General features: G+C 58.1%; 21 protein-coding genes. 7 read left to right on the plus strand and 14 right to left on the minus strand.

Going from position 1 to position 22,472, the window contains the following annotated elements:
* Positions 1-97 precede the first annotated feature (97 nt).
* The 3 genes from AC2FLJ_RS17690 to AC2FLJ_RS17700 are packed head-to-tail and all read left to right on the plus strand — an operon-like array spanning position 98 to position 2,375.
* The gene (locus AC2FLJ_RS17690) at positions 98-757 is read left to right on the plus strand and encodes a Tim44/TimA family putative adaptor protein (RefSeq protein ID WP_282119801.1); all 660 of its coding nucleotides are present in this window, start codon (positions 98-100) and stop codon (positions 755-757) included.
* Complete coding sequence (gene mltA, locus AC2FLJ_RS17695) at positions 754-1,788, plus strand: murein transglycosylase A (protein ID WP_496706974.1); 1,035 nt, start codon at positions 754-756, stop codon at positions 1,786-1,788. The genes AC2FLJ_RS17690 and mltA overlap by 4 nt, the downstream gene beginning before the upstream one ends.
* Positions 1,788-2,375, plus strand: a complete 588-nt coding sequence (locus AC2FLJ_RS17700) for a Smr/MutS family protein (protein ID WP_496706976.1) — start codon at positions 1,788-1,790, stop codon at positions 2,373-2,375. The genes mltA and AC2FLJ_RS17700 overlap by 1 nt, the downstream gene beginning before the upstream one ends.
* Here AC2FLJ_RS17700 and AC2FLJ_RS17705 read toward each other — a convergent pair.
* The 3 genes from AC2FLJ_RS17705 to hslU all read right to left on the minus strand — a co-directional run bounded on the left by AC2FLJ_RS17705 (position 2,372) and on the right by hslU (position 6,095).
* Positions 2,372-3,592, minus strand: coding sequence for an MFS transporter (locus AC2FLJ_RS17705; RefSeq protein ID WP_496706978.1), 1,221 nt, complete (start codon positions 3,590-3,592; stop codon positions 2,372-2,374). The two genes, AC2FLJ_RS17700 and AC2FLJ_RS17705, sit on opposite strands and share 4 nt — an antisense overlap.
* Positions 3,589-4,689 carry an alpha/beta hydrolase gene (locus AC2FLJ_RS17710; protein ID WP_496706979.1) on the minus strand — a complete coding sequence of 367 codons (1,101 nt, stop codon included), beginning with the start codon at positions 4,687-4,689 and terminating at the stop codon, positions 3,589-3,591. Before AC2FLJ_RS17710 ends, AC2FLJ_RS17705 begins: the two co-directional genes overlap by 4 nt.
* A 98-nt stretch (positions 4,690-4,787) precedes the next feature.
* Complete coding sequence (gene hslU / locus AC2FLJ_RS17715; protein ID WP_108860507.1) at positions 4,788-6,095, minus strand: ATP-dependent protease ATPase subunit HslU; 1,308 nt, start codon at positions 6,093-6,095, stop codon at positions 4,788-4,790.
* Positions 6,096-6,292: 197 nt separating this feature from the next.
* Here hslU and AC2FLJ_RS17720 point away from each other — a divergent pair, with 197 nt between their 5' ends.
* Both AC2FLJ_RS17720 and AC2FLJ_RS17725 read left to right on the plus strand, forming a co-directional pair.
* On the plus strand, positions 6,293-6,694 hold the full coding sequence (locus AC2FLJ_RS17720; RefSeq protein ID WP_496706981.1) for a DM13 domain-containing protein: 402 nt from the start codon (positions 6,293-6,295) through the stop codon (positions 6,692-6,694).
* Positions 6,695-6,810: 116 nt separating this feature from the next.
* The gene (locus AC2FLJ_RS17725; RefSeq protein ID WP_496706983.1) at positions 6,811-8,052 is read left to right on the plus strand and encodes an MFS transporter; all 1,242 of its coding nucleotides are present in this window, start codon (positions 6,811-6,813) and stop codon (positions 8,050-8,052) included.
* Here AC2FLJ_RS17725 and hslV read toward each other — a convergent pair.
* Complete coding sequence (gene hslV / locus AC2FLJ_RS17730; protein WP_109313826.1) at positions 8,049-8,600, minus strand: ATP-dependent protease subunit HslV; 552 nt, start codon at positions 8,598-8,600, stop codon at positions 8,049-8,051. The genes AC2FLJ_RS17725 and hslV overlap by 4 nt on opposite strands.
* 197 nt (positions 8,601-8,797) lie before the next feature.
* On the opposite strand from hslV, the gene AC2FLJ_RS17735 reads away from it, so the two are divergent.
* Positions 8,798-8,992: a DUF1127 domain-containing protein gene (locus AC2FLJ_RS17735; protein ID WP_108860504.1), complete on the plus strand. Its 195-nt coding sequence runs from the start codon at positions 8,798-8,800 to the stop codon at positions 8,990-8,992.
* Between the two features lie 61 nt (positions 8,993-9,053).
* Here the strand turns inward: AC2FLJ_RS17735 and AC2FLJ_RS17740 are convergent, their stop codons facing one another.
* From AC2FLJ_RS17740 to regB, 10 genes are all read right to left on the minus strand, one after another.
* Entirely contained in the window at positions 9,054-9,416 is a 363-nt protein-coding gene (locus AC2FLJ_RS17740; protein ID WP_282170575.1) for a Lin0512 family protein, read from the minus strand.
* Positions 9,413-9,763 carry a Lin0512 family protein gene (locus AC2FLJ_RS17745; RefSeq protein WP_496697614.1) on the minus strand — a complete coding sequence of 117 codons (351 nt, stop codon included), beginning with the start codon at positions 9,761-9,763 and terminating at the stop codon, positions 9,413-9,415. Before AC2FLJ_RS17745 ends, AC2FLJ_RS17740 begins: the two co-directional genes overlap by 4 nt.
* A gap of 92 nt (positions 9,764-9,855) precedes the next feature.
* Positions 9,856-10,176: a thioredoxin gene (gene trxA / locus AC2FLJ_RS17750; protein ID WP_058275159.1), complete on the minus strand. Its 321-nt coding sequence runs from the start codon at positions 10,174-10,176 to the stop codon at positions 9,856-9,858.
* Between the two features lie 59 nt (positions 10,177-10,235).
* Positions 10,236-13,595 carry a double-strand break repair helicase AddA gene (gene addA, locus AC2FLJ_RS17755; RefSeq protein WP_496697617.1) on the minus strand — a complete coding sequence of 1,120 codons (3,360 nt, stop codon included), beginning with the start codon at positions 13,593-13,595 and terminating at the stop codon, positions 10,236-10,238.
* Positions 13,592-16,519, minus strand: coding sequence for a double-strand break repair protein AddB (addB, locus tag AC2FLJ_RS17760; RefSeq protein WP_496697619.1), 2,928 nt, complete (start codon positions 16,517-16,519; stop codon positions 13,592-13,594). The genes addA and addB overlap by 4 nt, the downstream gene beginning before the upstream one ends.
* Positions 16,512-17,198 (minus strand): nucleotidyltransferase family protein, encoded by a 687-nt coding sequence (locus AC2FLJ_RS17765; protein ID WP_496697621.1) that lies wholly within the window; start codon positions 17,196-17,198, stop codon positions 16,512-16,514. Before AC2FLJ_RS17765 ends, addB begins: the two co-directional genes overlap by 8 nt.
* On the minus strand, positions 17,195-18,199 hold the full coding sequence (locus AC2FLJ_RS17770) for an aminoglycoside phosphotransferase family protein (RefSeq protein ID WP_496697622.1): 1,005 nt from the start codon (positions 18,197-18,199) through the stop codon (positions 17,195-17,197). The genes AC2FLJ_RS17765 and AC2FLJ_RS17770 overlap by 4 nt, the downstream gene beginning before the upstream one ends.
* The gene (tsaE, locus tag AC2FLJ_RS17775) at positions 18,196-18,669 is read right to left on the minus strand and encodes a tRNA (adenosine(37)-N6)-threonylcarbamoyltransferase complex ATPase subunit type 1 TsaE (protein WP_496697624.1); all 474 of its coding nucleotides are present in this window, start codon (positions 18,667-18,669) and stop codon (positions 18,196-18,198) included. The genes AC2FLJ_RS17770 and tsaE overlap by 4 nt, the downstream gene beginning before the upstream one ends.
* 41 nt (positions 18,670-18,710) lie before the next feature.
* Positions 18,711-20,219, minus strand: a complete 1,509-nt coding sequence (locus tag AC2FLJ_RS17780) for a PAS-domain containing protein (RefSeq protein ID WP_496706987.1) — start codon at positions 20,217-20,219, stop codon at positions 18,711-18,713.
* Between the two features lie 85 nt (positions 20,220-20,304).
* Entirely contained in the window at positions 20,305-21,702 is a 1,398-nt protein-coding gene (regB, locus tag AC2FLJ_RS17785; protein WP_496697628.1) for a sensor histidine kinase RegB, read from the minus strand.
* Positions 21,703-21,794: 92 nt separating this feature from the next.
* On the opposite strand from regB, the gene AC2FLJ_RS17790 reads away from it, so the two are divergent.
* Positions 21,795-22,415, plus strand: a complete 621-nt coding sequence (locus tag AC2FLJ_RS17790; protein WP_496697653.1) for an SCO family protein — start codon at positions 21,795-21,797, stop codon at positions 22,413-22,415.
* The last annotated feature ends 57 nt before the right edge of the window (positions 22,416-22,472 follow it).

The following is a 22,472-nucleotide window of genomic DNA, read 5'->3' on the forward strand; positions in this document are numbered from 1 at the left end:
CTTTCCCTTAGGCCGGGCTGTGGACTTGCCACGATCTGTCACCTACATAGTGGCATGAGGCCGCGTATACAAAGTCGCGGTCTGAAAAGAGGATGAAATGAACGAACCGATGATCCAGTTGCTGGTCCTGGCCGGAATTGCCGTTTTCCTGATCCTGCGCCTGAAAAGCGTGCTGGGTACACGTGAGGGTTTTGAGAAACCCCCTGTTCAACAGCAACCCGAGGCGGACAAGTCGCGTCGCGGCTTCGAGGTGATCGAAGGCGGGCCGGATCATGACATCACAGACCATGTCGCCGAAGACAGCGAACAGGCGAAAACGCTGGCCGCGATGAAGCGGGTCGAGCCCGAATTCTCTGTTGGTGAATTCGTGCAGGGTGCCCGCGGAGCCTATGAGATGATCGTCATGGGGTTCGAAAAGGGCAATCTGGATGAAATCCAGCCCTTCCTGTCCGAAGAGGTGTTTGACACATTTGTTTCAGTTGTGGCGGCCCGTGAAGACCAGGGTCTGACCATCGAGGCCGAGTTTGTCGGCGTGCGCGAAACCGCGCTGGCGGATGCGACCTTCGACAAAGACACAAACCAGGCGGAAATCACCATGCGGTTTGTGGGCGAGCTGACCTCGGTCGTGCGTGATCGTGGCGGTGATATCATCGAAGGCAACCCAAACACTATTAAACGCCAAAAGGACAGCTGGACCTTTGCCCGTGTCATGGGCGCTGATGATCCAAACTGGCTGCTTGTTGCCACGGACGCATGATTGGCGCGCTCCGGTCGCTATTTCTGGTGGCAGTTATGACCACTGCCGCCAGCGCGGAACCGACGCGATCAATTCTTTCCTTTGACGATCTGGATGGATGGGCTGCCGACGATCACGGGGCGGCCCTTTCGGTATTTCTGAACACCTGCGGCGATCTGGACGATCCGGATTGGCAGGCATTGTGTCGCGTCGCCCGAACCTACGACGCAGACGCGGCGCGGTCGTTTTTTGAGCTGTTCTTTCGTCCGGTTCTGGTCGAGGACGGAGAAGAGGCCCTGTTCACCGGCTATTTCGAACCTGAACTGGACGGGTCTAAAACCCGGACCGACCGGTTCAAATATCCGATTTACAAAATGCCGCCAGAGGCGCGGGCCGAAGGGCTTTGGCTCAGCCGCCGTGAAATCCTGACGGGCGACGCGATGCAGGGCCGCGGCCTTGAGATCGCCTGGGTGGATGACCCGGTCGAGTTGTTCTTTCTGCAGATTCAGGGCTCAGGGCGTGTGCGCCTTCCTGATGGCAGTGCCTTGCGCGTCGGCTATGGCGGCGCGAACGGTCACCCATATCGTTCCATCGGGACTGAGCTGATTCGTCAGGGGGCGCTGGGTGCGCATGAGGTTAGCGCCCAGATGATCCGCGCTTGGGTGCGCAAAAATCCCGAAGCCGGGGCAGAGCTGTTGTTTCACAACCCCTCTTACGTGTTCTTCCGCGAGGTCTCGCGCGTTGCGCCCGAGCTTGGGCCGCTGGGTGCCATGAACCGGTCGGTCACCACGATGCGCAGTATTGCAGCTGATCCGGCTCATACGCCGCTGGGTGCCCCTGTTTGGGTGGAAAAGGACGGCAAGACCCCGTTGCGAAGGTTGATGATTGCGCAGGACACCGGTGCCGCCATCAAAGGGGCGCAGCGCGCGGATATATTCTTTGGCACAGGGGACGAGGCGGGAAAGGCCGCCGGGCGCCTCAGGGATCCGGGGCGGATGGTGTTGCTGCTGCCGATCCAGCGGGCCTTTGCCCTGTTACCGGATGAATTCTGATGTCCCGACGCAAATTGACGGCAGACGAGATCGAGCTGTGGCGCAAGGTCGCCAAACAGGCTGAGCGGCTGCATCCCGAAATTCCACAATCGGTCCACCCGGTCACACTGCCCAAACCCAAGCCGAACAAACCCCCAAAACCCCGGTTTGAGGCATTCGAGGTCGGACAAAACGCGCCCGGTAAACCCGTGCGAAATGCGTTTAAGCCCTCGATCAGTGAAAATTTGCGTACCAGCCCGGTGCAAATGGACACCAAGGCATTTGGCCGTATGAAACGCGGCAAGATTAAGCCTGAAGGGAAACTGGACCTGCATGGCATGCGCATGGACACGGCTTTTCCGGCGCTGACCCGGTTTATTCTAACTGCCCAGGCGTCAGGTAAGCGCCTTGTTCTGGTTGTCACCGGAAAGGGCAAGGACAGGGATGAACCCGGCCCAATCCCGACCCCACGCGGCGTATTACGCAACCAGGTGCCGCAGTGGTTGGCGTTGCCGCCACTTGCGCAGGCCGTATTGCAAGTGACCCCGGCCCATATCAGCCACGGTGGCGAAGGGGCTTATTACGTCTATTTGCGCCGGACGCGTTAAAACGAGCGCATAGCGCGCGTAATTCCGATTTTAGCCGACAGGCATACAAGAATGAAAACACCGCCGATCCACAGGAACTGTGTGCTCAGCGGTATACCGGCGTCGATCAATATCCCGGTAAGGCCGGGGCCGATTGCTGATCCTAAAACCATGACTGCTGTGGCCATCGCCTTGATCGCCCCAATGTGCCTGGTGCCGTAGAATTCAGCCCAAAAGGCGCTTGGTAGCGTGTTGTTTGCTCCAACCGTCAGGCCCAGAAAGATCATTGCAATCAGGGCCCCGCCGATTGAGTTTGTCATTCCTGCGATCACAAAACCAATTGCGATCGGGATTTGGTAAAAAGGCATCAATCTCGCTGTGCCCCATTTGTCCAGCGCCCAGCCGGCCGCAAACATCCCAATCAAGGATACGCCGGTGAAAACCGGAAACAGGGCGACCAGTTCGATATGCTGCCAGCCTTTGATTTGGGCCAGATGCACCTGATGGAAGAAAAACGCGGTGATAAAGGCCGATGGGGCCAGTATAGTCGGGGCCATGAACCAGAACAGCGGATGAAACAACGCGTCCTTCCGGGTCCAATGGCGGCCCTGCATCCCTGTCGCTGAATAGGCATCCGCCAGACTCTGCGGCGTGCGCTCTTGACGCAAAAGCCGTGTCAGAACGGGTATCCCCATCAGGACGACCACTGCGGACAACACCCACAGCCATCGCCAGTCCAGAAACGCCATCGCGGCCACGAAAGCCAGCGGCAGCAGTGCCTCACCAATCGCGTAGCCAACCGATGCAATCGACAGGGCTTTGCCACGTGTAACGATGAACCATCGCGCCATGGCGACCTGTGCCAGATGGACGCTCATCCCCTGTCCGAACAGGCGCAATAAAAAAACTACCAGCGGCAACAGGACAAGCCAGCTGTTCACAGCCATGGCCACCGCCGCCACGGCCAGACCAGCCAGAACGGCGGGCCCCAAAACGCGGACGCGGAAAACATCCGTCAGCCCGCCGGCCCAGATCATAACGATGGCCGAAACGGTGGTGCCCAGAGAGTAAAGCCCGCCCCAGGCGCCGTGCCCAAGACCGAATTCCGCGCGGATGTTTCCAGCGAAGATCGAGATAAAGAAGGTCTGCCCAAAGCTGGACAGAAAGGTCAGCAAAACCCCCGCGCCCAACCAGGTCGTGTTGTCCCGAAAATATTGACGCAGGCTGAACCGCGTCACGGGGTAGTGACCTGAGCCTGCCCTGTTTCTGTCAGAACGATTTCCGTGGCGCCGTCTGGATTACGCTCGCTGGGCGGCACCAGTATATCGATGCCGGGCCTGTCTTCGCGTCCGAACGTGTTATTGACGCGCCGCAACGAACTAAGGATCGACAACAGAGCCGGAGAAGTCGCCGCCACAAAATGCGAGGATTCGGCATCGCTGCTGAACGCAGTTGTGTCGATCACGTTGATCGGGAATTCCTCGAGCGACTCGAGTGAGGTGATGTTTCCCAGCCGCACACCCTCATCCGTGCCGCGCAGGCGGGCGGAAATGTTCAGGATTTTGTCCTTTTGCGAGACCATTACGATAAATGGGTCGGGCGGATTGTCGATCCGCCTCATCTGCGAGCGAAACAGATCCAGATCCAGATCGGGCGAGATCAGCACAACCCCTTCGAGGTTCCTTTTCGCCCAACCCGGTTCCTGCAGTTCCGTTTGGCGCATCATCTCCATCGTCAAAGCGCCACCCATGGAATGTGCTACCAGAATGACGCGTTTGACTCCCATGGATTTCAGTTCGCGGATGGTTTGCTCCAACCCGTCGCGGGCAAACAACATGCTGTCCAGATCATAGGCATATCCATACCCGGTCGCGCGGCTAGGCCAGGAGTAAACCAGCGTGGAGCCCGGAAGACCAATGTCATGGGTCAGCTGGGCCGCGCGGAAAATCGTTTCTGTCTGGGTCGAGTTGTAGCCGTGTACAAAAATCGTAACATCGTCTTCGCCGCGCAAATGTTCGCGTAAACCCTTTGGCCCGCCCAGTTCGGTCACATTTGTAAGAACAAATTCTTTTTTCGGGTTCGGATTCGCATAAGAGAATTTCAATGTTCCCGGTGTGTGTGATGGCGGGATCGACACTGTTGTTTCCAAAAACTTCAGCGCTTCCCCACGCTTGAATCCATAAGTTCCGTCTGCTTCACGCGCTCGCGTTGTGGCTGCGAATATCTTTTCAGGCGTTCCGACAGTTACGGCCGAGGGAACAATCTCGGTTACCGTCCGGTCGACACAGGCGCTTAGCGACAGGGATGTAATCAGAATTATTAAATAGCGCAGCACTGGTCAGCCCTCTGGGTGAATTGCGACTACGCTATCTCATTCTGGCCCGGCGTCCAGCGGCACAACGCTGCCAAAGCGGCAAAAACCGGCTGGCGATGTTACAAAACGTAACGGCTGAGGTCGGTGGATTTGGTCAATTCGCCCAGATTGTCGTCCACGAATTGGGCATCAACCGTGATCGAAATTCCGGCCTGATCGGGCGCGGTAAAGGACAGCTCTTCGAACACGCGCTCCATCACCGTGTACAAACGACGCGCACCGATGTTTTCGACGCTTTGGTTCACATCAGCTGCGATACGCGCAAGGGCCGCGATTCCGTCATCGGTAAAGCTGACCGTGACCTCTTCGGTGCCCATCAAAGCGGTGTATTGACGGGTCAGCGCGTTGTCGGTTTCGGTCAGGATGCGCACGAAATCTTCTTCGGTCAGTGCGCGCAATTCCACGCGGATCGGTAGGCGGCCCTGCAGTTCCGGCAGCAGGTCCGACGGTTTAGCGATATGGAACGCACCCGACGCGATGAACAGGATATGGTCGGTTTTGACCGGGCCGTGCTTGGTGGATACTGTCGTGCCTTCGATCAAAGGCAACAGGTCGCGCTGTACGCCTTCGCGGCTGACATCGCCGCCCCGCGCGTCAGTGCGGGCGCAGACCTTGTCGATCTCATCCAGGAACACGATGCCGTTCTGTTCAACGGATTCCAGCGCGATGCGGTTAACGATTTCATCATCCAGCAGCTTGTCGGCCTCTTCCCCGATCAGCGCTTCATAGCTTTCCGAGACGGTCATCTTGCGTTTCACGGTACGCCCGCCAAAGGCCTTGCCGAAGATATCGCCCAGATTCATCATCCCCATCTGGCTACCGGGCTGGCCGGGAATATCGAACATTGGCATCGGGTTCGACGAGTCGGACAGCTCCAGCTCGATCTCAGTATCATCCAGTTCGCCCGCTTTCAGCTTTTTGCGGAACATCTCGCGCGTGCCTTCGCGGGCGTCAGTACCGGCGATGGCCTCGATCACGCGGTCTTCGGCGGCTTGATGCGCCTTGGCTTTGACATCCTCGCGCATATATTCGCGGGTTTGCAGGATGGCGGCGTCCGCCAGATCGCGCACGATCTGTTCCACGTCACGACCGACATAACCCACTTCGGTAAACTTGGTGGCTTCGACCTTGATAAAGGGCGCGCGGGCCAGTTTCGCCAGGCGGCGGCTGATCTCGGTCTTGCCGACACCGGTGGGGCCGATCATCAGGATGTTTTTCGGATAGACCTCGTCCCGGATGTCGTCGGCCAACTGCTTGCGCCGCCAGCGGTTGCGCAACGCAACGGCCACTGCGCGTTTGGCATCCTTCTGCCCGATGATGAAACGGTCCAGTTCCGAGACGATCTCGCGCGGGGTCAGGTCGGTCATGTGAGTTCTATCCAATTGTTTCGCACCGGAACCTAATCATAAGCCACAAAAACACAAGCTGATCACGAAAAACTCACGCCAACACACGGTCTGCACACGGAAAATCGTGGTGATGTGAATCGCCTGACAGAAAATAGCTGCGCATAGTCTGCGTCGACGGGCAAGTTCGCCTGCACTTTGAAATGGAGACCCACATCATGATGACTCGTCGTTCGCTCTTTTTGAATGCCGCTGCAACGGGCGCCGCTCTGACACTGGCCAGCGCCAATGTCGCTGCCGCCGGCGGTGCCAAGAAAAAGGGCACATTCGAGGGCCGCTCGAAACATATCACCACCGGTTCGGTCAAAGTGGTCAAAGACGGTGAGCGCTATATTGTTGAGCTGGGTGATGACTTTTCGCTGGATAACGGTCCGGACCCGCGCGTGGCCTTCGGCAAGGATGGCACCTATGACCCGAACTCGAAACTGGGCGCGCTGCTGAACCTGAAAGGCAAGCAGTCTTATGCGGTACCGCCGACCATGGATATCTCGGACTATAACGAAGTTTATATCTGGTGTGACGTTGCCGGCGTTCCGCTGGGCGTTGCAGCGCTTTCGTAACCCAACGACGAATTGCGCCCGGAGGCCGGTAAATTACCGGCCTCTGACAAGGCGTTAGGTGCCATAGCACCTGTCTGTTACACTCACCTCAAGGAACCAGTTCCAAGGTGTGTATCATGACGAAGATTGCCAAGATTACGTTGTTGTTCGTGGTATTTGTGGATCTGATCGGACAAGGGCTGGTCTTTCCCATCATCAACTCTTTGATCATGGAAACAAAATCCGGGATCCTGCCGGAAAGCACAACTATGGGCCAGCGCCATTTCTACTATGGGCTGGTGATCGGGTGTTTCTTTCTGTCGTGGTTTTTGGGTGTGGTCTATGTCTCGAAAGTGTCGGACTCCATCGGGCGTAAGAATGCTTTGTTGGTGTGTTTAGGTGGGGCGCTGGCCGGTTATGCCATCACCATCACGGCACTTTACCTTAACAGTTTGCTTCTGCTGATCGTTGGTCGGTCGATCACCGGCTTTACGGCGGGTAATCAGCCCATTGCACAAGCGGCGATGATTGACGGCAGCGCCGATGCCGCCGACCGCGACCGAAACATGGGGTATATCATCACCGGCGTCAGCTTTGGTCTGGTCGGCGGCCCGATTATCGGAGCTGTTCTGTCCGATGCAGCGATACTGGGCAGCTATGCCACGCTCAAGATGCCGTTCTACGGCGCGTTTGTTCTGGTGATGATCGCCATCTTCCTGGTGAGCTTTTTCTTCAAGGACACCCGCACCGAGCGCGCGGCATTTGTCTTTCGCCCGCGCGATATCACCGACAGTCTGATCGCGGTACGTGAACACCCGTTGGTTCTGAAAATCCTGCCTGTCTATGCGCTGTTCATGATTGCCAATGTCACGTTCTACGTATTCGTCGATAATTTCCTGACCAGTGCATGGGGCTACGGTGTCATCGGTGGCAGCATGGCTATGGTGGTCATCGGTTTTGCCTTGGCGTTTTCCAGCACATTCCTCGTGAAACCAGCGCAAGAGAGGTTCAGCAAGCATTCCATCATCCATACCTCATTGGTGGTGATGGTGATCTGCGGCTTTGGCTTCGCCTTCAGCCCCAGCGGCGTATTGAGCTATGTTCCGGTCTTCTTCTTCTATTTCTTCTTTGGCGTCGCCTACCCGACCCTGCTGGGTCTGTTTTCGTCCAGCGTTGGCGAAGCGGATCAAGGTTGGGTCATGGGCGTTACGACGGCGGTCTTCTGCCTTGCCGGCGGTGTCATGTCTCTGGTCGGCGGCGGATTGATGAGTATCGACATCCGCCTACCCTATTACATCGTCATCGCAACCGCCCTGCTTGGGCTGGTCGGTATGTACCGGCGCTGGAAAGGTAAAGAGATCTCGGCGCTGTTGGCCTAGATCGTTTCAACCGTCAGATTGCCATTGGTATAGACGCAGATGTCAGCGGCAATCGCCATAGCTTCACGCGCGACCTCTTCGGCGGGTTTATCGCTGCCCATCATTGCTCGCGCAGCGGCCAGGGCAAAGTTTCCACCTGATCCGATGGCGGCCACGTTGTGTTCGGGTTCCAGCACATCCCCCGCCCCGGTGATAACCAACAGGTCTTTGCCGTCGGTGACGATCAGCATTGCCTCAAGCTTTTGCAGGTACTTGTCGGTGCGCCAGTCCTTGGCCAGCTCGACCGAGGCACGGGCCAGTTGACCGGGTGTCGCTTCCAGTTTCGCCTCAAGCCGTTCAAGCAGCGTAAATGCATCAGCGGTCGAACCGGCAAATCCGGCGACAACTTCAAACCCGCCCGGCGACAAGCGGCGCACTTTGCGCGCAGTGCCTTTGATCACGGTCTGGCCCAGGCTGACCTGTCCGTCCCCGGCAATAACGACTTGCCCGCCTTTTTTGACACCAATGATCGTGGTCCCGTGCCATCCGGGAAAATCGCTGTCCGCCATGAAAGCCTCCGTGTTCTCAGTCGCTATATATGGGCCGGGCGCGTGATCGGCGCAACCCGTTGCACAACTGCCCAAAAGATATGCACAAAACGCAAACCGGGGTTACCAGACCAGCAATTGTGAGTCCCCGCGCTTGGGACTACATGAGGCTCACAACCGACAACGGGTCGGCTGTTTCAGATACAAGGACTGGGAACATGGCAACAACTGCAAACATCCATGCCCCACTCGGAGCAGCTACCATCCTGCACGTAGTGGATGCATTCATCAATGTCTTCGAATCCGCTGTTGAGTGGAACGAAAGCCGCAAGACACGCAAGATCCTGTCGGGTCTGACCAACGCACAGCTGGAAGACATCGGTCTGGCGCGCGCGGACATCGCAAAAATCTGATCCCGCAATCAGAACCAGAATTTGAAGCAGCCGCCCGGGTATCCGAGCGGCTTTTTCTTTGTCAGCATTGCACGTATTTACCAGCCTGATCCGGCAAAAACGCCTCGATCGCGGCAGTGGCGATGACATGGCGCGTGCCAGCGGCGTCATCCACAACATCCAACCCACCCTTGACGGCCCGCACTTCGGCGCGGCCCCTTGGCAGATCGGCGGCGACCTTGTCACAGTCAACCTCATCAGGTTGTTGAACGGCGATGGTCACCTGAACCCGCATCTCCGTGTGATCGATTCCAAGCTTGGAAAACAGCGTGATCGACGAATGATGCAGCGCGTCCTGCACGGCGCGGCAGGCGGCTTTGGTGTAGTCCTGACCATAAAGATCGTTGCCGGTGCCCATTTCCAGAATGATGCGTTTTTCGGTCATTGGGCGGGCTCCATATCGAATGAGACGATGACCGCCGCGTTGGCGATCACAGTGCAGCCATCGATGTGGGGCTTATCGATATCCAGACCACCCTGTGTTACTGTGATGTTGGGCTGGCCGTACGGAAAGATCGCCTTCAGCATATCGGTATCGACCTTGTCGGGCTGCTGCACACCCACTTCGGCGTCGATGATCATCGCCTCTTTCGGAAACCCGAACAGCTCGGCCATGTTCACCGAGTTATGCCACAGCGCATCCTTGATCGCCCGCAGGGCGGCCTCAGTGTAATCCTCGCGCCGCAGGGATGTGCCCATCCCGAATTCCACCAGAACCCGTGTTTTCGCCATTTGCTTTCCCTGTATTGATGGCCCAATTGAGCCAGTCACAAAAAAAGGGCGCCCGAATTCGGACGCCCTTGATCAAAACCGATCACATCGGATCAGATGGATTCGTCGATCCAGCTTTGCAGTGCGGCTTTGGGGGCAGCACCGGCGCGGTTCGACACAACCTGACCGTCCTTGAAGATGAACAGAGCAGGAATGCCACGCACACCCATGGCGGCAGCGGCGTTCGGGTTGCTGTCCACGTCTACCTTGGCAATTTTGATTTTGCCGCCGTATTCGTTGGCCAGTTCTTCCAGAGCGGGGCCGATTTGTTTACAGGGGCCACACCATTCGGCCCAGAAATCCACCACAACGGGGACATCAGAGTTTTTGACTTCGGCGTCAAAGGTATCGTCGGTAACGGCAACGGTCGACATATTCTGTCTCCTGAATGGGGTATCTCGGGAACAGAACGTAGGGGCCGGGCAATCCAAGGTCAAGATATCTGGGTGCGCGACAGGGCGTGCGTCACAAGATCGTGTGGCAGCCACATCAGATCTGCTTTTCTGGTCCATAGGATCGCGGTGCGGATTTCGTGGTTCGGATAGACCTGCGACAAGGCGTTGGCATACGCCCCCATCTGTCGCAAAAGCCCCTCAGGGCATGTCTCTGCACTGTTGGGAACCGTTGCATTTGTTTTGAAATCAATGACCTGAACCTCGGTATCGGTGACGATCAATCGGTCGATCACCCCGTGCATGCGGCGTCCGTTCAGGTCGGCTGTCACGGGCACCTCAGCCAAGGCGCCGGCGGCAAAGACAGGCCGAAGATGCGCCGCAGTCAAAACGTCGCATGCCTCATCCATCAGCTCTTGCCGTTCCGCGTTCTGCATATCGGGCAGAACCCGCGCGCAAAGCTGCGGCCAGTCTTCCCGCGTGACCGAAGGCAAGTGTTCCAGCAGCAGGTGCAATCGTGTGCCGCGCAACTTTGCCACTTCTTCGTCGTGACCTGCATCGCCGGGCAAAGCCTTGGCGCCGCCAAGATCTGAAGGGCTGAGCGTTTCCGCTTCGGGCTCTGGTGGTGTGGCGGGAGACAGGAACGGGGCTGGCAGGTCCGTCACGGCAGTTGAGGTCTTTGCGGATTCAATAATCGGCGATGCGTTCCAATCACCATGTGACAATCGCAGGGTTTCTGAGCCGGGCAGTGCCACCGTCCCTGCCCGTTCCATCGCGGCCTGAACCATCTGATACCAGCTGGTCCCATCCTTACCGACATCGCCAGCAGCCGCCACGATCAACCACTTTTCAGCTCGTGTTAGCGCCACATACAACAAGCGAAGCCGCTCATTTTCTTCCCGCGCTCGGGCTTCGTCGCGCGCACGCGCAATCAACGCCGGGGACGCGTCAGCCGGAACTTTCCAAAGCGGTGTGCCTTCGGCCACCATGATCTCGGCATCGCGCGGAGCTTGCCGTTTGCCCGTATCCGGCAGGATCACAATCGGAGCCTCCAACCCCTTGGAACCATGCACCGTCATCACCCTGATCATGTTTCCGACGCCGCTCATCTGCCGTTTGATTTCCAGATCATCGGTCTGCATCCACACCAGAAATCCAGTCAGGCTTGGGATATCTGTGCGCTCGTACGCCAATGCCTGCGACAACAGCGCGTTGATCCCGTCTTCCGCCTCGGCTCCCAACCTGCCCAGCAGTTTCCGACGGCCATCATGGCGGGTCAGGATGCGTTCTATCAGGTCGTAGGGGCGCAGAAAGTCGATCTGCCCGCGCAAGTCGTGCAGAACGGCCAGTGTTTCAGGGTACTCTTCGGCGCGTTGACGCAGGGCCGCCCAAAGGAACTGTTCATTGCGCCGATGTGCCAAATCGAACAATTGTTGTTCGCCCCACCCGAACAGCGGCGATTTCAGAACTGTGGCAAGCGACAGGCTATCCTCGGGCGTGGCCAGAAAGCTCAGCAGCGCGGCCAGGTCTTTGACCGCCAATTCCGCGCCGACCTTCAGCCGGTCTGCCCCGGCGATCGGCAGGTCAGCGGCTTTGCAGGCGCGGATGATCTCGGCAAACAGGTCCGAGCGGCGTTGAACGAGGATCAGAAAATCCCCCGGTTGAACCTTCCGCCGTACAAATGTGCCGGGCGTTTCGCCATCCTCAGGGATCGTCTCACCCTGTTCGATCATTGCCTTGATCGACTGCGCCACCTTCTCGGCCAGAATGACGGTGTGATGCCGCGCGCCGGGCCGATCTACCGGATCGGTCCAGTCGGTATCTTCATCGTCTTCGACCTTTTCGACCACGGGCCACAGGTCCACCCGGCCCGGCAGATCCGCCTTGAACGCGCGGTGCTGGCTTTCCTTATGAAATCCGGCTTCCGCTCGGTTTTCGAACAGGATGTCGACCAAAGACAAGATCGCGCTGGAGGATCGGAATGAGTATTCTAACGTGGAATCCCACAATTTAGAGCCTGATTCAGAGAGCTTCCGCCCAAACTCAGCCTGCATCAGATCGAATGCCTGCGGATCGGCGCCTTGGAAGGAATAGATCGATTGCTTTTTGTCACCGACCACGAAAATCGTGCGTTCAACCCCGGACCTGGCCCCTTCTCCGCTGGTAAATTCCTGCGCCAGTTTTTCTACCACGTCCCACTGATCGGGACTGGTATCCTGCGCTTCGTCCACCAGAATGTGGTCGATGCCGCCATCCAGTCGGTACAACACCCATTCGGCAACCGCCGGATCATTCAACACCTGCCGCGCACGTAAGATCAGGTCGTCAAAGTCTAGCCATCCGCGCAGTTGCTTGCGCCGCTCATATTCCGGCAAAAACGCCGTCGCGAAGCGATGCAGCACCATTGTCTTGCGCGCGGCCACCAGGGCCAGCCGATGTTCGCGCGCGGCCTCCACCCGCAACATCAACGCTTCGAGCTGGGGCATCTTGCCCACCAGCGCCCCTTCGCGCAGGGCTTTGGTCGGGAAACTGTTGATTTTAGCCGTGAAGGGTTCTTTGGCGGATTTTCCGGTCAAAAGCACGCTTTCCAAAATAGGTAAGCTGCTAACCCGGGCCTCGGTAAATGCCGCAAGCTTGTCGGCCGCCTTGGCGTTGTTGCCGCCACTTTCGGAAAGCACCGGCAGAATCGACCTGATCAATTCCACCTCGCCGCCCAGAAACACACGTCCTATTAAAGCGTCTTCATCGAACCCGTCGGCCAGTTCAAACCGTTGCAGCACATCGGCCCATTCCAGCGGCTGCGCAAACAGGTTGCGTTTCTGGGTGATGGCCGCGGTAAGTTTGTCGAACCCGGTATCGGTGACAAACCGGGCGACATCTTCGATCAGATACGCCTGCGGACCTGCGGCGAAATCTTCGACAATCTCTTCGCGCAATAAGGCCGCCGCGCGGTCCTCCATCTCGGAAAATTGCGGGCTTACCCCGGCCTCAAGCGGGAAACGTCGTAGCAGTGAAGCGCAGAACGAGTGGATCGTCTGGATCTTCAGGCCACCGGGCGTTTCAATGGCGCGCGCAAATAGGGTTCTGGCCTGTGCGAGCCTGTCTGAGTCGATCTCGCCGGGTACGCCCAGATCGGTCAGTTGGGACATCAGACCGGCATCATCCTTCATTGCCCATTGTCCGAGGCGATCAAACAACCGGTTTTGCATCTCGCTGGCGGCGGCCTTGGTGTATGTCAGACAAAGGATATGCTGTGGCTGTACACCGCCCAACAGCAATCGGGCCACCCGATCAGTCAGAACCCGCGTCTTGCCTGAGCCTGCATTGGCTGCCAGCCAGGTCGAGGCGTCGGGCCGCGCGGCCTGTACCTGCCGCTCGGTTGCGTCGTTTCGGGCGCTCATGTCAGGTCCTCAGGCGTTGTGTCATCAGTGCGGTCCCATTCTCCAAACCGCGCCAGTTGATCGTAATCGCCCACATCCGAATCCTTGTGCAACATCCGACGGGATGAAAACCCTTGATCAGGCTCTAAATAAGCAGAAACCAACTCTTTTAGCTCGGCCAGAACCTTGTCTGGCGGCTCTTTCGCCAGCGGTGCGGGTACTTCTTTGTAGGTGCCGCCCATGCCGATGAAAATCGCCTCGGCTACGGGTGAAGGGTCGAACCCGTCGATACCGCCCTCTTCGGCCATCGCGGCTTCGATCAGCAACTGTTTGTCGAACTTGGATTGCTGGCTTTCCGTCGGGGGCGTTCCTGTCTTGTAATCGACAATCCGCAACGCGCCGCGTTTGTTGCGATCTATCCTGTCAGCACGGCCCGCGATAGTGAAATCCAGGGGCGTTAGCACAAGTTTCACCGCCGCCTCGAAGGCGACCGGCCCCCCGTCCCCTCGTCGCGCGATTTCGGCGGCCAGAAAATCATCCGCGATGCGTTCCAACCGCGCCAGCCACAGCTTACGCGCCGTGGGCCACGCAACATGTTGATCCAGCAAGGTTTCTGCGCGTTTCAAAAAATTCTCGCGGGTCAACAAGGCGGTGTCCAGAACACTGTCTTTGACGAAATGTTCCAGAATTTCGTGGATGACGATCCCGCGCAACAAGGCATCCGGCGCTTGCACCAAAGGGTCCAGCGGTTTCAGGCGCAGCACATGTTTGGCGTAAATCGCATAAGGATCGCGGATCAGCCGTTTGATTTCCGTCACGCTCAACCGGTTTGGGCGCGATGCCACTGCCGGCCGCGGAGATGGACGCGTTGCCGGTTCGATATGCGGCGCGATTTCAAGCTGTTCCGCCCATTGCAGCCATTGCCGGCCTTTGTTGCGCATTTCTGACAGAGCCTCACGCCCGCCCTGCCCTGGCAAGCCATGCAGCAGGTTCGTAAGGCGGTTCAGCCAGCGTGATGGAACGGTTTCTGCGTCATCGGACCGCTTGGCACGGGTCAGCCAGACCTCGGGCGCGCCGATGGCTTGTTGAAAGTCATGTGCCGACAAGCCGATCCGCCGTTCGGGCAGCAAAAGTCCGGCCTTGTCGCGCATCTGGCGGTTCAGCCAGGGGTCTGGCGCGGCAGCCTCGGGCCAGCTGCCTTCATTTAGGCCGCCCAAGATAAGCAAATCTGCCCCTTGCACGCGCGCCTCAAGCGTGCCCCAGATCATGATGTGCGGATGCGGGGCGTCGCGATCCCGGACCTCTTCGCCCGCGAGCAAAGCACCCAACAGGTCGGCGAAATCATGGGCGGTCATCGGGCCGCCGTGTTGTGCCTCTTTTTCCAGTGCGCTTAGGACGCCTTGCGCCTTTTGGCCTGCGTTCTTGTCCCAGAGCGTGCCTGTTTCCCCTGACGCGCCCGCCGAAATCGCCTCGGCCAAGATGCGCAGCCTGGCAACCCAATCCGTCAATGGGAGTTGGCCCGCGATCTGTTGATCGCAGAAATGGGAGTTTAGCCAACGTACCCAGTCCTCGGGAACTTCTTTGCGGATTGCAAAAGCGGTCAGGCTAGCGCTGTCCGGGAAAGGCGGGCCATGTCGGCGCAAATCTAGTTCAAGGTCCCGCGTGTGCAGCAAATGCGCGCCGCGCTCGTCACCATCATGACACAGCGGGTGTTTCAGAAGGGTCAACAATGCCTCGCCATCCAGACGCCGTGCGAAAAGCCCCGCCACGTGACGCAGAAACCGGCCGGGCGGCGATAGTTGCAGCGGTAGACCAGCGCTGTCATCGGGAAGGATGTTCCAGCGATCTAAAGCAGCGCTGACTTGGCGGGTCAGCATCCTGTCAGGTGTGATTAGCGCGGCAGTTTGGCCGGTTTCGGCTGCCTGGCGAAGGCGCAGTGCGATGGCCAGGGCCTCGGATCTGGGCGATTGCGCCTCGACCAGTGTCACGTCCTTTGTGGCGCCATCCAGATCGGTCAGTTGCGGGCCTTCGGACATCCATGCATCAGTGATTGGCGCCGGGCGTAAAGCCAGCGAAACCAAGCGGTTGCGAGCAGGCGAGGGTGGTTGATCACCCGTCCAAGGCATGATTTGATCTGGCTCCAAACCAAGCCGTGACATCAGCTTGCGGAACCGGTACTGCGGGTGATCTTCCGATGTCAGCGCATCGTCCAACCCGCGCCAAACGCGGTCGGGCTGATCGAAATCATAACCCGGCAGGATCAACGCGCCCTGCGGCAGGCGCGCAACCGCCTCCATCAGCATCAGGGTGGTTCCGCGTGACCCGGTTGACCCGGCAAGGATAACCGGATGCTGCGGCGGAGCGACTTGCCAACGGTCTATCAGGTTTTCCACCACAAGCCGCTGCCGGGCCTGAACATCCAGCGCATCTGGGCCTGAATCTATGATTTGATCGGCAATTCCGATGAACTTTTGCGCCCTTTCCCAATGTCCGGACATGTCACTGACGTCCAATTGCCGGATCGCGTCGGGCGAAACACCTTCGCCCTGCATCTCATCAATCAGCGCGGCTAGGCTGTCGGACAAGTCAAAAAGTGAAGACCGTGCAGCCAGATCAGGCTGTTGCTCCAACAGCTTAGCGATCAACTGCGTCAACTCCAACCTGCGCCGCAGCGGTGGAATTGCTGGAGGTATCTGCGCAAGATCGACGCTTTCGCCCAAATCAGTGACCAGTGTCAGGCGCGGCAACAGGCAAGCCGGGCCATGATCAAACAGGTCGCGGACACGCCGGGCCATTCGCCTCGTATTGACGACCAGTTGAACGCGCGCCAACGCCTCGGGCGGATGCGTGGCACTTCGATCTCGTAGCCCTTGAACCAGCGTTTGCGGGAAATCCGAACCGGGTGGAACGGCGAAAACACGTGGAACTGGGCTGGGTTCAAACATCGGCAATCAGCCCTTCGGCGAGAGCAATCCCCTCGGGGTGGCCGACATCGCACCAGCGACCGGGATAGGTGAGGGCAAACAGACGATCCTGCCGCTGCAACCGGTCCCATAGCACGTTAAGTGAGAACGCTTTCTCTGGGATATCCATCAACCCTTCGGTTTTCATGATCTGCGCACCGCCATAGATCAAACTGCCGCCGCGCACGATCCGTCCTTTCTCATCTGCTGTGAAATCGCCTTTGCCCGTGTGCCCGACAGTCTGGTCCACCGGTACACACATCAACAGCGCGTCCATGTGATCGGGATTCCACGCCTCGCGGAGCATCGTCAAAGGGTTCGGTCCTGACCAGATCGCGTCTGGGTTCAGGGTGTAAACCGGGTGCGATCCAAGCAGGGGCAAAGCGGCGCGTATTCCGCCGCCAGTCTCAAGAATCTCCGGCGTTTCATGGGAAAGCAGAACACCTTTTGGGACTAGATGAGCTTCAAGCTGATCTGGCAGATAATGTAGGTTGGCCACGATACGCTTTGGTTGCAGGGCATTCACCAAATCCAACGCGTGATCAATCAGAGGCCGGCCGGCGACCTTGATCAGTGGTTTGGGCCGATTTTCGGTCAATGCGCCCATACGGGTGCCAAACCCGGCTGCAAACAGCATGACGGCTTCGGGGTCTTGGGTCATTTCTGTCGGAGCCTGTCCAGATTTTCAGGGGTGGGTGCGGGCAAGGCCTCGCGCAACAGATTGGCGATGGTTACCAGTGCGGGATGTTCCAGATCCCGCATCAGGTGGGCCCAAGTCGCCGGAATCAGATCGACATAGCTGGGCTTGCAGTATTCGGTTGCCAGCCGGGCAAAGACGCCCAGAATGCGCAGATTTCGCTGAGCACCCAACACCGCATAGGCGGTGCGGAAGTCATGATCATTCACCCCAGTCGCCACGATATAGCGATTCACCATTTGCATCTCGGTTCCGAGTGACACATCGCGACGCACATCCTGCAACAAAGATACCAGATCATAGGCCGGATGGCCCAGCATGGCGGTTTGAAAGTCCAACAGACCAGCGCGCTGAACCCCGTCGCGATCCGGCAACCAGATCAAGTTTTCAGCGTGGTAATCGCGCAGCACAACAACTTTGGACCCCGAAGTTTCCCGGTGCAGAATGTCCGAGAACCGGTTTTCAAATCGGTTACGCGCATCGGCGTCGTGCGTGCCCTGCACGGCCTGCGCGTATTTGGTAAAGGACAACGCGGCAAGCTCGGTCATCAAACTCGGATCATAGGATCGCAAAGAAAGGCTTGGCGCGTTGTACAGGTCGATTAGAACATCCGTCGCGACCTCATAAAGCGCACGCTCCATGCTGGGGGTCTGCGCAAGCACGCGCGCGAAGAGGTCGTCGCCGAGATCTTCGAGCAGCAGAAAGCCGTAATGCGTATCCTCGGCATAAATCTCGGGCGCGCTCAGACCAAGGGACCGCAGGTATTCGGACATGCGGGCAAAATCTTCGACATTTTCTGCCTTGCCCGGAGGTGAATCCATTAACACCGCCGTCTTGCCGGTTTCCGGATCGGTCAGCCGCTCGTACCGCCGGTTCGAAGCATCCCCAGCCAGCGGCGCGTGCTTTGCATTTGACCATTTGGTCTGCGCGATCAACGCTTCGGCCAATACCGCGCGGTTTGTCATGCGGGAATCCTTAGTTTCACGGGCCATTTCGGGTCTGACCAGCGAAGGGTCAGATGGCGTGCTTCTGTCATGTTGGGGTCTGTTTCGAAGGATATCTTCGCCGCAGACTCCGGCATCAGCGGGCCCAGTTTATCCGGCCATTCAATCAGACAGATTGCGGTTTCGAAAGCCTCGGTCAGGCCCAGTTCTTCGACCTCCTCAACCGCGCTCAGGCGGTACAGGTCACAGTGCCAGATTTCCCCGGCCGGCGTGTCATAAGCCTGAACCAAGGTGAAAGTCGGCGAAGGCACATCTTCGGGCTCGATCATTAGCGATTGGATCAGGCTGCGGGCAAAATGGGTCTTTCCGCTGCCGATCTCGCCCTCAAGCAACAAGATGTCTCCAGATCTCAATTCTGCACCGAGGCGGGCAGCGAATTCTGCTGTTTCCTCGGGCGAATTCAAAGTGATCGTGCAGGGCGAATTGGTCATGGCGCCACAATGGCCTTGCGCCCGGTTGGCTGCAACCCGGTTCAGGCGCTGATTTGCTGCGCCTCTTGCCGCATCAATGCATCCCGATCCACCGAGAAACGAACTATGGTGGCCCCGTTCTGCATTGGGCTGACCGTGCACAACACCTGGATACCGTTTCGCAGATAGATCACGCCTGACCATTCCGCGCGATTTTCCCGCGCCTCTACAAAATCGCGAATTTCGCCAAGGATCGGTGTCGCGGTGCAATGTTCCTGCCAGCTTTTGGTCACCTCAAGAACGGAGTCCGCGTCAAAGCCTGCGTCGCCAGTATCACCCCAAAGCTGTTGGTAGGCGAAATTGGTAAAAGCCAGCGTACCATCGTCACTGAAGACGGCGATGGCATCGGCCAGTTTGTCCAGAATGGATTGCATCAGATCCATTTCTGACCGGAACCGGCGGGTCAGAGTGATCTCGGCAGTGATGTCCTCGAACAGAAAAGCAACCGCTCCGTCCGGGTGCGGGCGCCCACTGACCGAGTAAACCGAGCCGGAGGGCAGGGACCAAGTTTCTTGATAGTTCCCGTCTTCTGCCGCTTCTAGAAGGTCGTTCATCTGACTACGCCAGCTGCGGTAATTCTTGGGCTCGGGCACCATGTGCTGATCCCGCAAGCGATCGAAAAAGCTGGACAGGCTGGGGCGGCAGCTTAGGAAATCCGGGGGCAGGGTGGTCAGGTCGATCAGGGCCGGGTTGAACAATGCCAGCTGGCGGTTGCGGTCAAAAATAGCCAGCCCGATGGGCAATTGCGCGAAGGTCTTGGTCATGGTCTGAACGAATTTGCGCTGCGCCACCTCCGCCTCGACGATTGCGTTGATGTCCACGGCATAAGACAAGTGCCCTTCGGGGTGATCTACTAACGTCAGATCGAACCACAGCTTGTTTTCACTGAACTCGGAGGAAATTGAGACCCGCGCCTTTGCACATAGCCGTTGGTCGGCATCGGGGACCGGAAACAATGGTGCGGTCAGGTCCGTGTCCTGATCCCGTACTTTGCGCACCAGCGAAACATAAGCAGCATTGCACCAGCGCACATCGCCCTGATGATCCAACAGCCAGACAGGGTAGGGCGCTTTTTCCATGGCAAGGCGGTTTGGATCATTTGATGCGATTTGAGTTATCGTGGGGCAATCGGTACGGTCGCGCAGCTGAACGCGTACAATTCCGTCTATCCATTCGCACAGAACATCGCGTTCAACCGTGCAATCGATGGCCGGGATGACCAGGTTGCCTTCACGCCGGACCTGATCAGGTGTTTCGGGGAATGTTGGAAAATCCCTGTGCAGCAGCCGGCACAGATCGGCCCAATCACGGACCTGCTCGAACCCTTCCAACGCGATGTCCGAGTGACTGATAAGCCGGTCACCATCAAACAGGAATGCCGCATCAAACAAGGAGGCAGGTGAGGACAGCCCAAAATTGTCCCCCCGTTCCCGCCTGCGGGGCAACAGCCACTGCACGGCAAGACTTGCGGAAACAATGCCGATGATGGCCAGAATGATCCAGTCGACCATGCGCCCTCCGGTGCGCGAAACCAAGAAGCGGTACTATGCGCCTTAATGGTTAACGGGGTCTTAACCAATGTTCGCCAGTATCAGGTCAGGTTTGGAACCGTTGGTTTACACCTGAAGGCACAGGCGTATCACCGGTTTGCGCATCCACAAGGTTACGCGGCCAGCTCACTTTGACGATCGCGCCCCGACGTTCGGGGTTATCCGACAGGGTTTGGTAAGGGTCCGATCCGTTGGCGAAATCCAGCTCTGCTCCGCTGCGTTCAAGCAGCGTTTTGGCAATGAAAAGACCCAGACCCATGCCTTCATATTCCGGACGGGTCCTTTTTTCGGTCTCACTGCGGCGGCGGCGCATGAAGGGATCGCCGATCCGGCCGATCATCTGCGACGGATATCCACGACCGTCATCCATGATGCTGACGGTGATCTGTTTGGTGGACCATTCCGCCTCGACCCAGACATTTCCGCGCGAAAAATCCACCGCGTTCTGGATCAGGTTGCGCAGGCCGTGAATGATCTCGGGCTTGCGCAGGATCGAGGGCTGCTGCACATCGCCATCCTCGGCCGGGCCTTCGAAGAAATGAACGGTCTTGCCTCGGTTGATATGCGGCTCGGCAGCTTCATGCACCACGGTAGAAAGCGGGGCTTGACGCAGATGCAGGTCGTCTTTGCCCGCCCGGCCCATGTCTCGCAGGATATCGCGGCAACGGTTCGCCTGTTCGCGGATCAGGGCGGCGTCCTCGATAAGGTCGGGCCGGTCATCCAATTCCTCAATCAACTCGGAGCTCGCCAGTTTGATCGTTGCCAGAGGCGTCCCCAGCTCATGCGCGGCGGCGGCGACCACGCCCCCCAGATCGGTCAGCTTTTGTTCGCGCGCAAGCGCCATATGGGTGGCGGCCAGCGCTTCGGACATAGACTGCACCTCTGAGCTGACGCGATGCGAATACGCGCCCAGAAAGACAATTGCGATGACGATTGCGGCCCAGTTTCCGAACAGTAGAATATCTGGGATGTCCAGTTCTGCCCCCAGCGCGGTGCGCAAAGGCAGGTGGAATTCGGCCAGAAGTGTTGTCAAGGCAATGGCAACGCCACCGATTATCAGAGTTGACCGGGTGCTCATGACGCTCGCGGAAATCGTGACAGGCCCTACCAGCAACAGCGCAAACGGGTTGTTCAGCCCGCCTGTAAGGTACAGCAAAATGGTCAACTGCAGCAGGTCGAACAGCACCATCAGGAAGTTCTCGAACTCGGACAGGCGCTTGTTGCGGGGAAACAGCAGAATTGCAGTCAGATTCCCCATGACCGAGACGCCAATCGCCAGATAGCAAAGCGTTGCGTCCAGCTGGATGTCATAAGTTTGCTGCGCGACGGTGATCGCCGTGATCTGGCCGAAGATAGCCACCCAGCGCAACAGGATCAGGGTGCGCAGCCGAATCCAGCTGCTGCGTTCCTGACCGCGCCATAATGTGATGTTGGAATTTGCCATCGGTCGATTATGTCCTGTTGCATCGGCTGAACTTCTTGATAGGTGTCCCGGCCGAAACGATCAACAACCCCTCTTATGTCAGGATTGATGTCATGGTCCGTCTTTATGCCATCCTCGCAACCGTTGTTCTGGCCGTGGGCCTGGTGGCCATGTGGCTGCTGACGCGCGGCGCGGGCTCGGACGACAAGTTCGCGCAATGCCGGACCAGTCAGATCGCTGGCGGAACGGCGGCCATCGGCGGGCCTTTTGAACTGATCAACGGCAAGGGCGAAACGGTCACCGACACCGACGTGATCACCGAACCGACGCTGGTCTATTTCGGCTATACCTTCTGCCCCGACGTTTGCCCGTTCGACATGTCCCGCAATGCCGAGGCCGTGGATATTCTGGCTGAGCGCGGCCAGTCCGTGACGCCTTTGTTTATCTCAATTGACCCGGATCGTGACACAACCGAAGTGATGGCCGACTATGCCTTTAACCTAGGAGGCAAGACCATCGCGCTGACCGGCACGCCAGAGCAGGTCAAGGCCGCCAGCAAGGCCTACAAAACCTACTACAAGGCGCATGACAAAAGCGATGAGTATTACCTGGTCGACCATTCGACCTTTACTTATCTTGTCACCCCCGAAGATGGGTTCATCGAATTCTTCAACCGGGACGACACCGCCGAACAGATGGCCGACAAGGTTGGCTGTTTCCTCGACAAAATCTAGAAAACGACGGGTTGTTTGACCTTTGGGATGGCGCTGCTATTACTCATGGTTAAGCCA

This window comes from Ruegeria sp. CDSA034, assembly GCF_059612275.1.

Bases quoted from the DNA above. Each gene is read 5' to 3' on its own strand.
- regB (WP_496697628.1), bottom strand. From the start codon at position 21,702: ATGGCAAATTCCAACATCACATTATGGCGCGGTCAGGAACGCAGCAGC.
- AC2FLJ_RS17735 (WP_108860504.1), top strand. From the start codon at position 8,798: ATGGCAACAACTGCAAACATCCATGCCCCACTCGGAGCAGCTACCATC.
- trxA (WP_058275159.1), bottom strand. From the start codon at position 10,176: ATGTCGACCGTTGCCGTTACCGACGATACCTTTGACGCCGAAGTCAAA.
- AC2FLJ_RS17700 (WP_496706976.1), top strand. From the start codon at position 1,788: ATGTCCCGACGCAAATTGACGGCAGACGAGATCGAGCTGTGGCGCAAG.
- AC2FLJ_RS17790 (WP_496697653.1), top strand. From the start codon at position 21,795: ATGGTCCGTCTTTATGCCATCCTCGCAACCGTTGTTCTGGCCGTGGGC.
- addB (WP_496697619.1), bottom strand. From the start codon at position 16,519: ATGTTTGAACCCAGCCCAGTTCCACGTGTTTTCGCCGTTCCACCCGGT.
- AC2FLJ_RS17690 (WP_282119801.1), top strand. From the start codon at position 98: ATGAACGAACCGATGATCCAGTTGCTGGTCCTGGCCGGAATTGCCGTT.
- AC2FLJ_RS17725 (WP_496706983.1), top strand. From the start codon at position 6,811: ATGACGAAGATTGCCAAGATTACGTTGTTGTTCGTGGTATTTGTGGAT.
- addA (WP_496697617.1), bottom strand. From the start codon at position 13,595: ATGAGCGCCCGAAACGACGCAACCGAGCGGCAGGTACAGGCCGCGCGG.
- AC2FLJ_RS17780 (WP_496706987.1), bottom strand. From the start codon at position 20,219: ATGGTCGACTGGATCATTCTGGCCATCATCGGCATTGTTTCCGCAAGT.
- hslU (WP_108860507.1), bottom strand. From the start codon at position 6,095: ATGACCGACCTGACCCCGCGCGAGATCGTCTCGGAACTGGACCGTTTC.
- AC2FLJ_RS17740 (WP_282170575.1), bottom strand. From the start codon at position 9,416: ATGACCGAAAAACGCATCATTCTGGAAATGGGCACCGGCAACGATCTT.
- AC2FLJ_RS17745 (WP_496697614.1), bottom strand. From the start codon at position 9,763: ATGGCGAAAACACGGGTTCTGGTGGAATTCGGGATGGGCACATCCCTG.
- hslV (WP_109313826.1), bottom strand. From the start codon at position 8,600: ATGGCGGACAGCGATTTTCCCGGATGGCACGGGACCACGATCATTGGT.
- AC2FLJ_RS17765 (WP_496697621.1), bottom strand. From the start codon at position 17,198: ATGACCCAAGACCCCGAAGCCGTCATGCTGTTTGCAGCCGGGTTTGGC.
- AC2FLJ_RS17770 (WP_496697622.1), bottom strand. From the start codon at position 18,199: ATGACAAACCGCGCGGTATTGGCCGAAGCGTTGATCGCGCAGACCAAA.
- mltA (WP_496706974.1), top strand. From the start codon at position 754: ATGATTGGCGCGCTCCGGTCGCTATTTCTGGTGGCAGTTATGACCACT.
- AC2FLJ_RS17720 (WP_496706981.1), top strand. From the start codon at position 6,293: ATGATGACTCGTCGTTCGCTCTTTTTGAATGCCGCTGCAACGGGCGCC.
- tsaE (WP_496697624.1), bottom strand. From the start codon at position 18,669: ATGACCAATTCGCCCTGCACGATCACTTTGAATTCGCCCGAGGAAACA.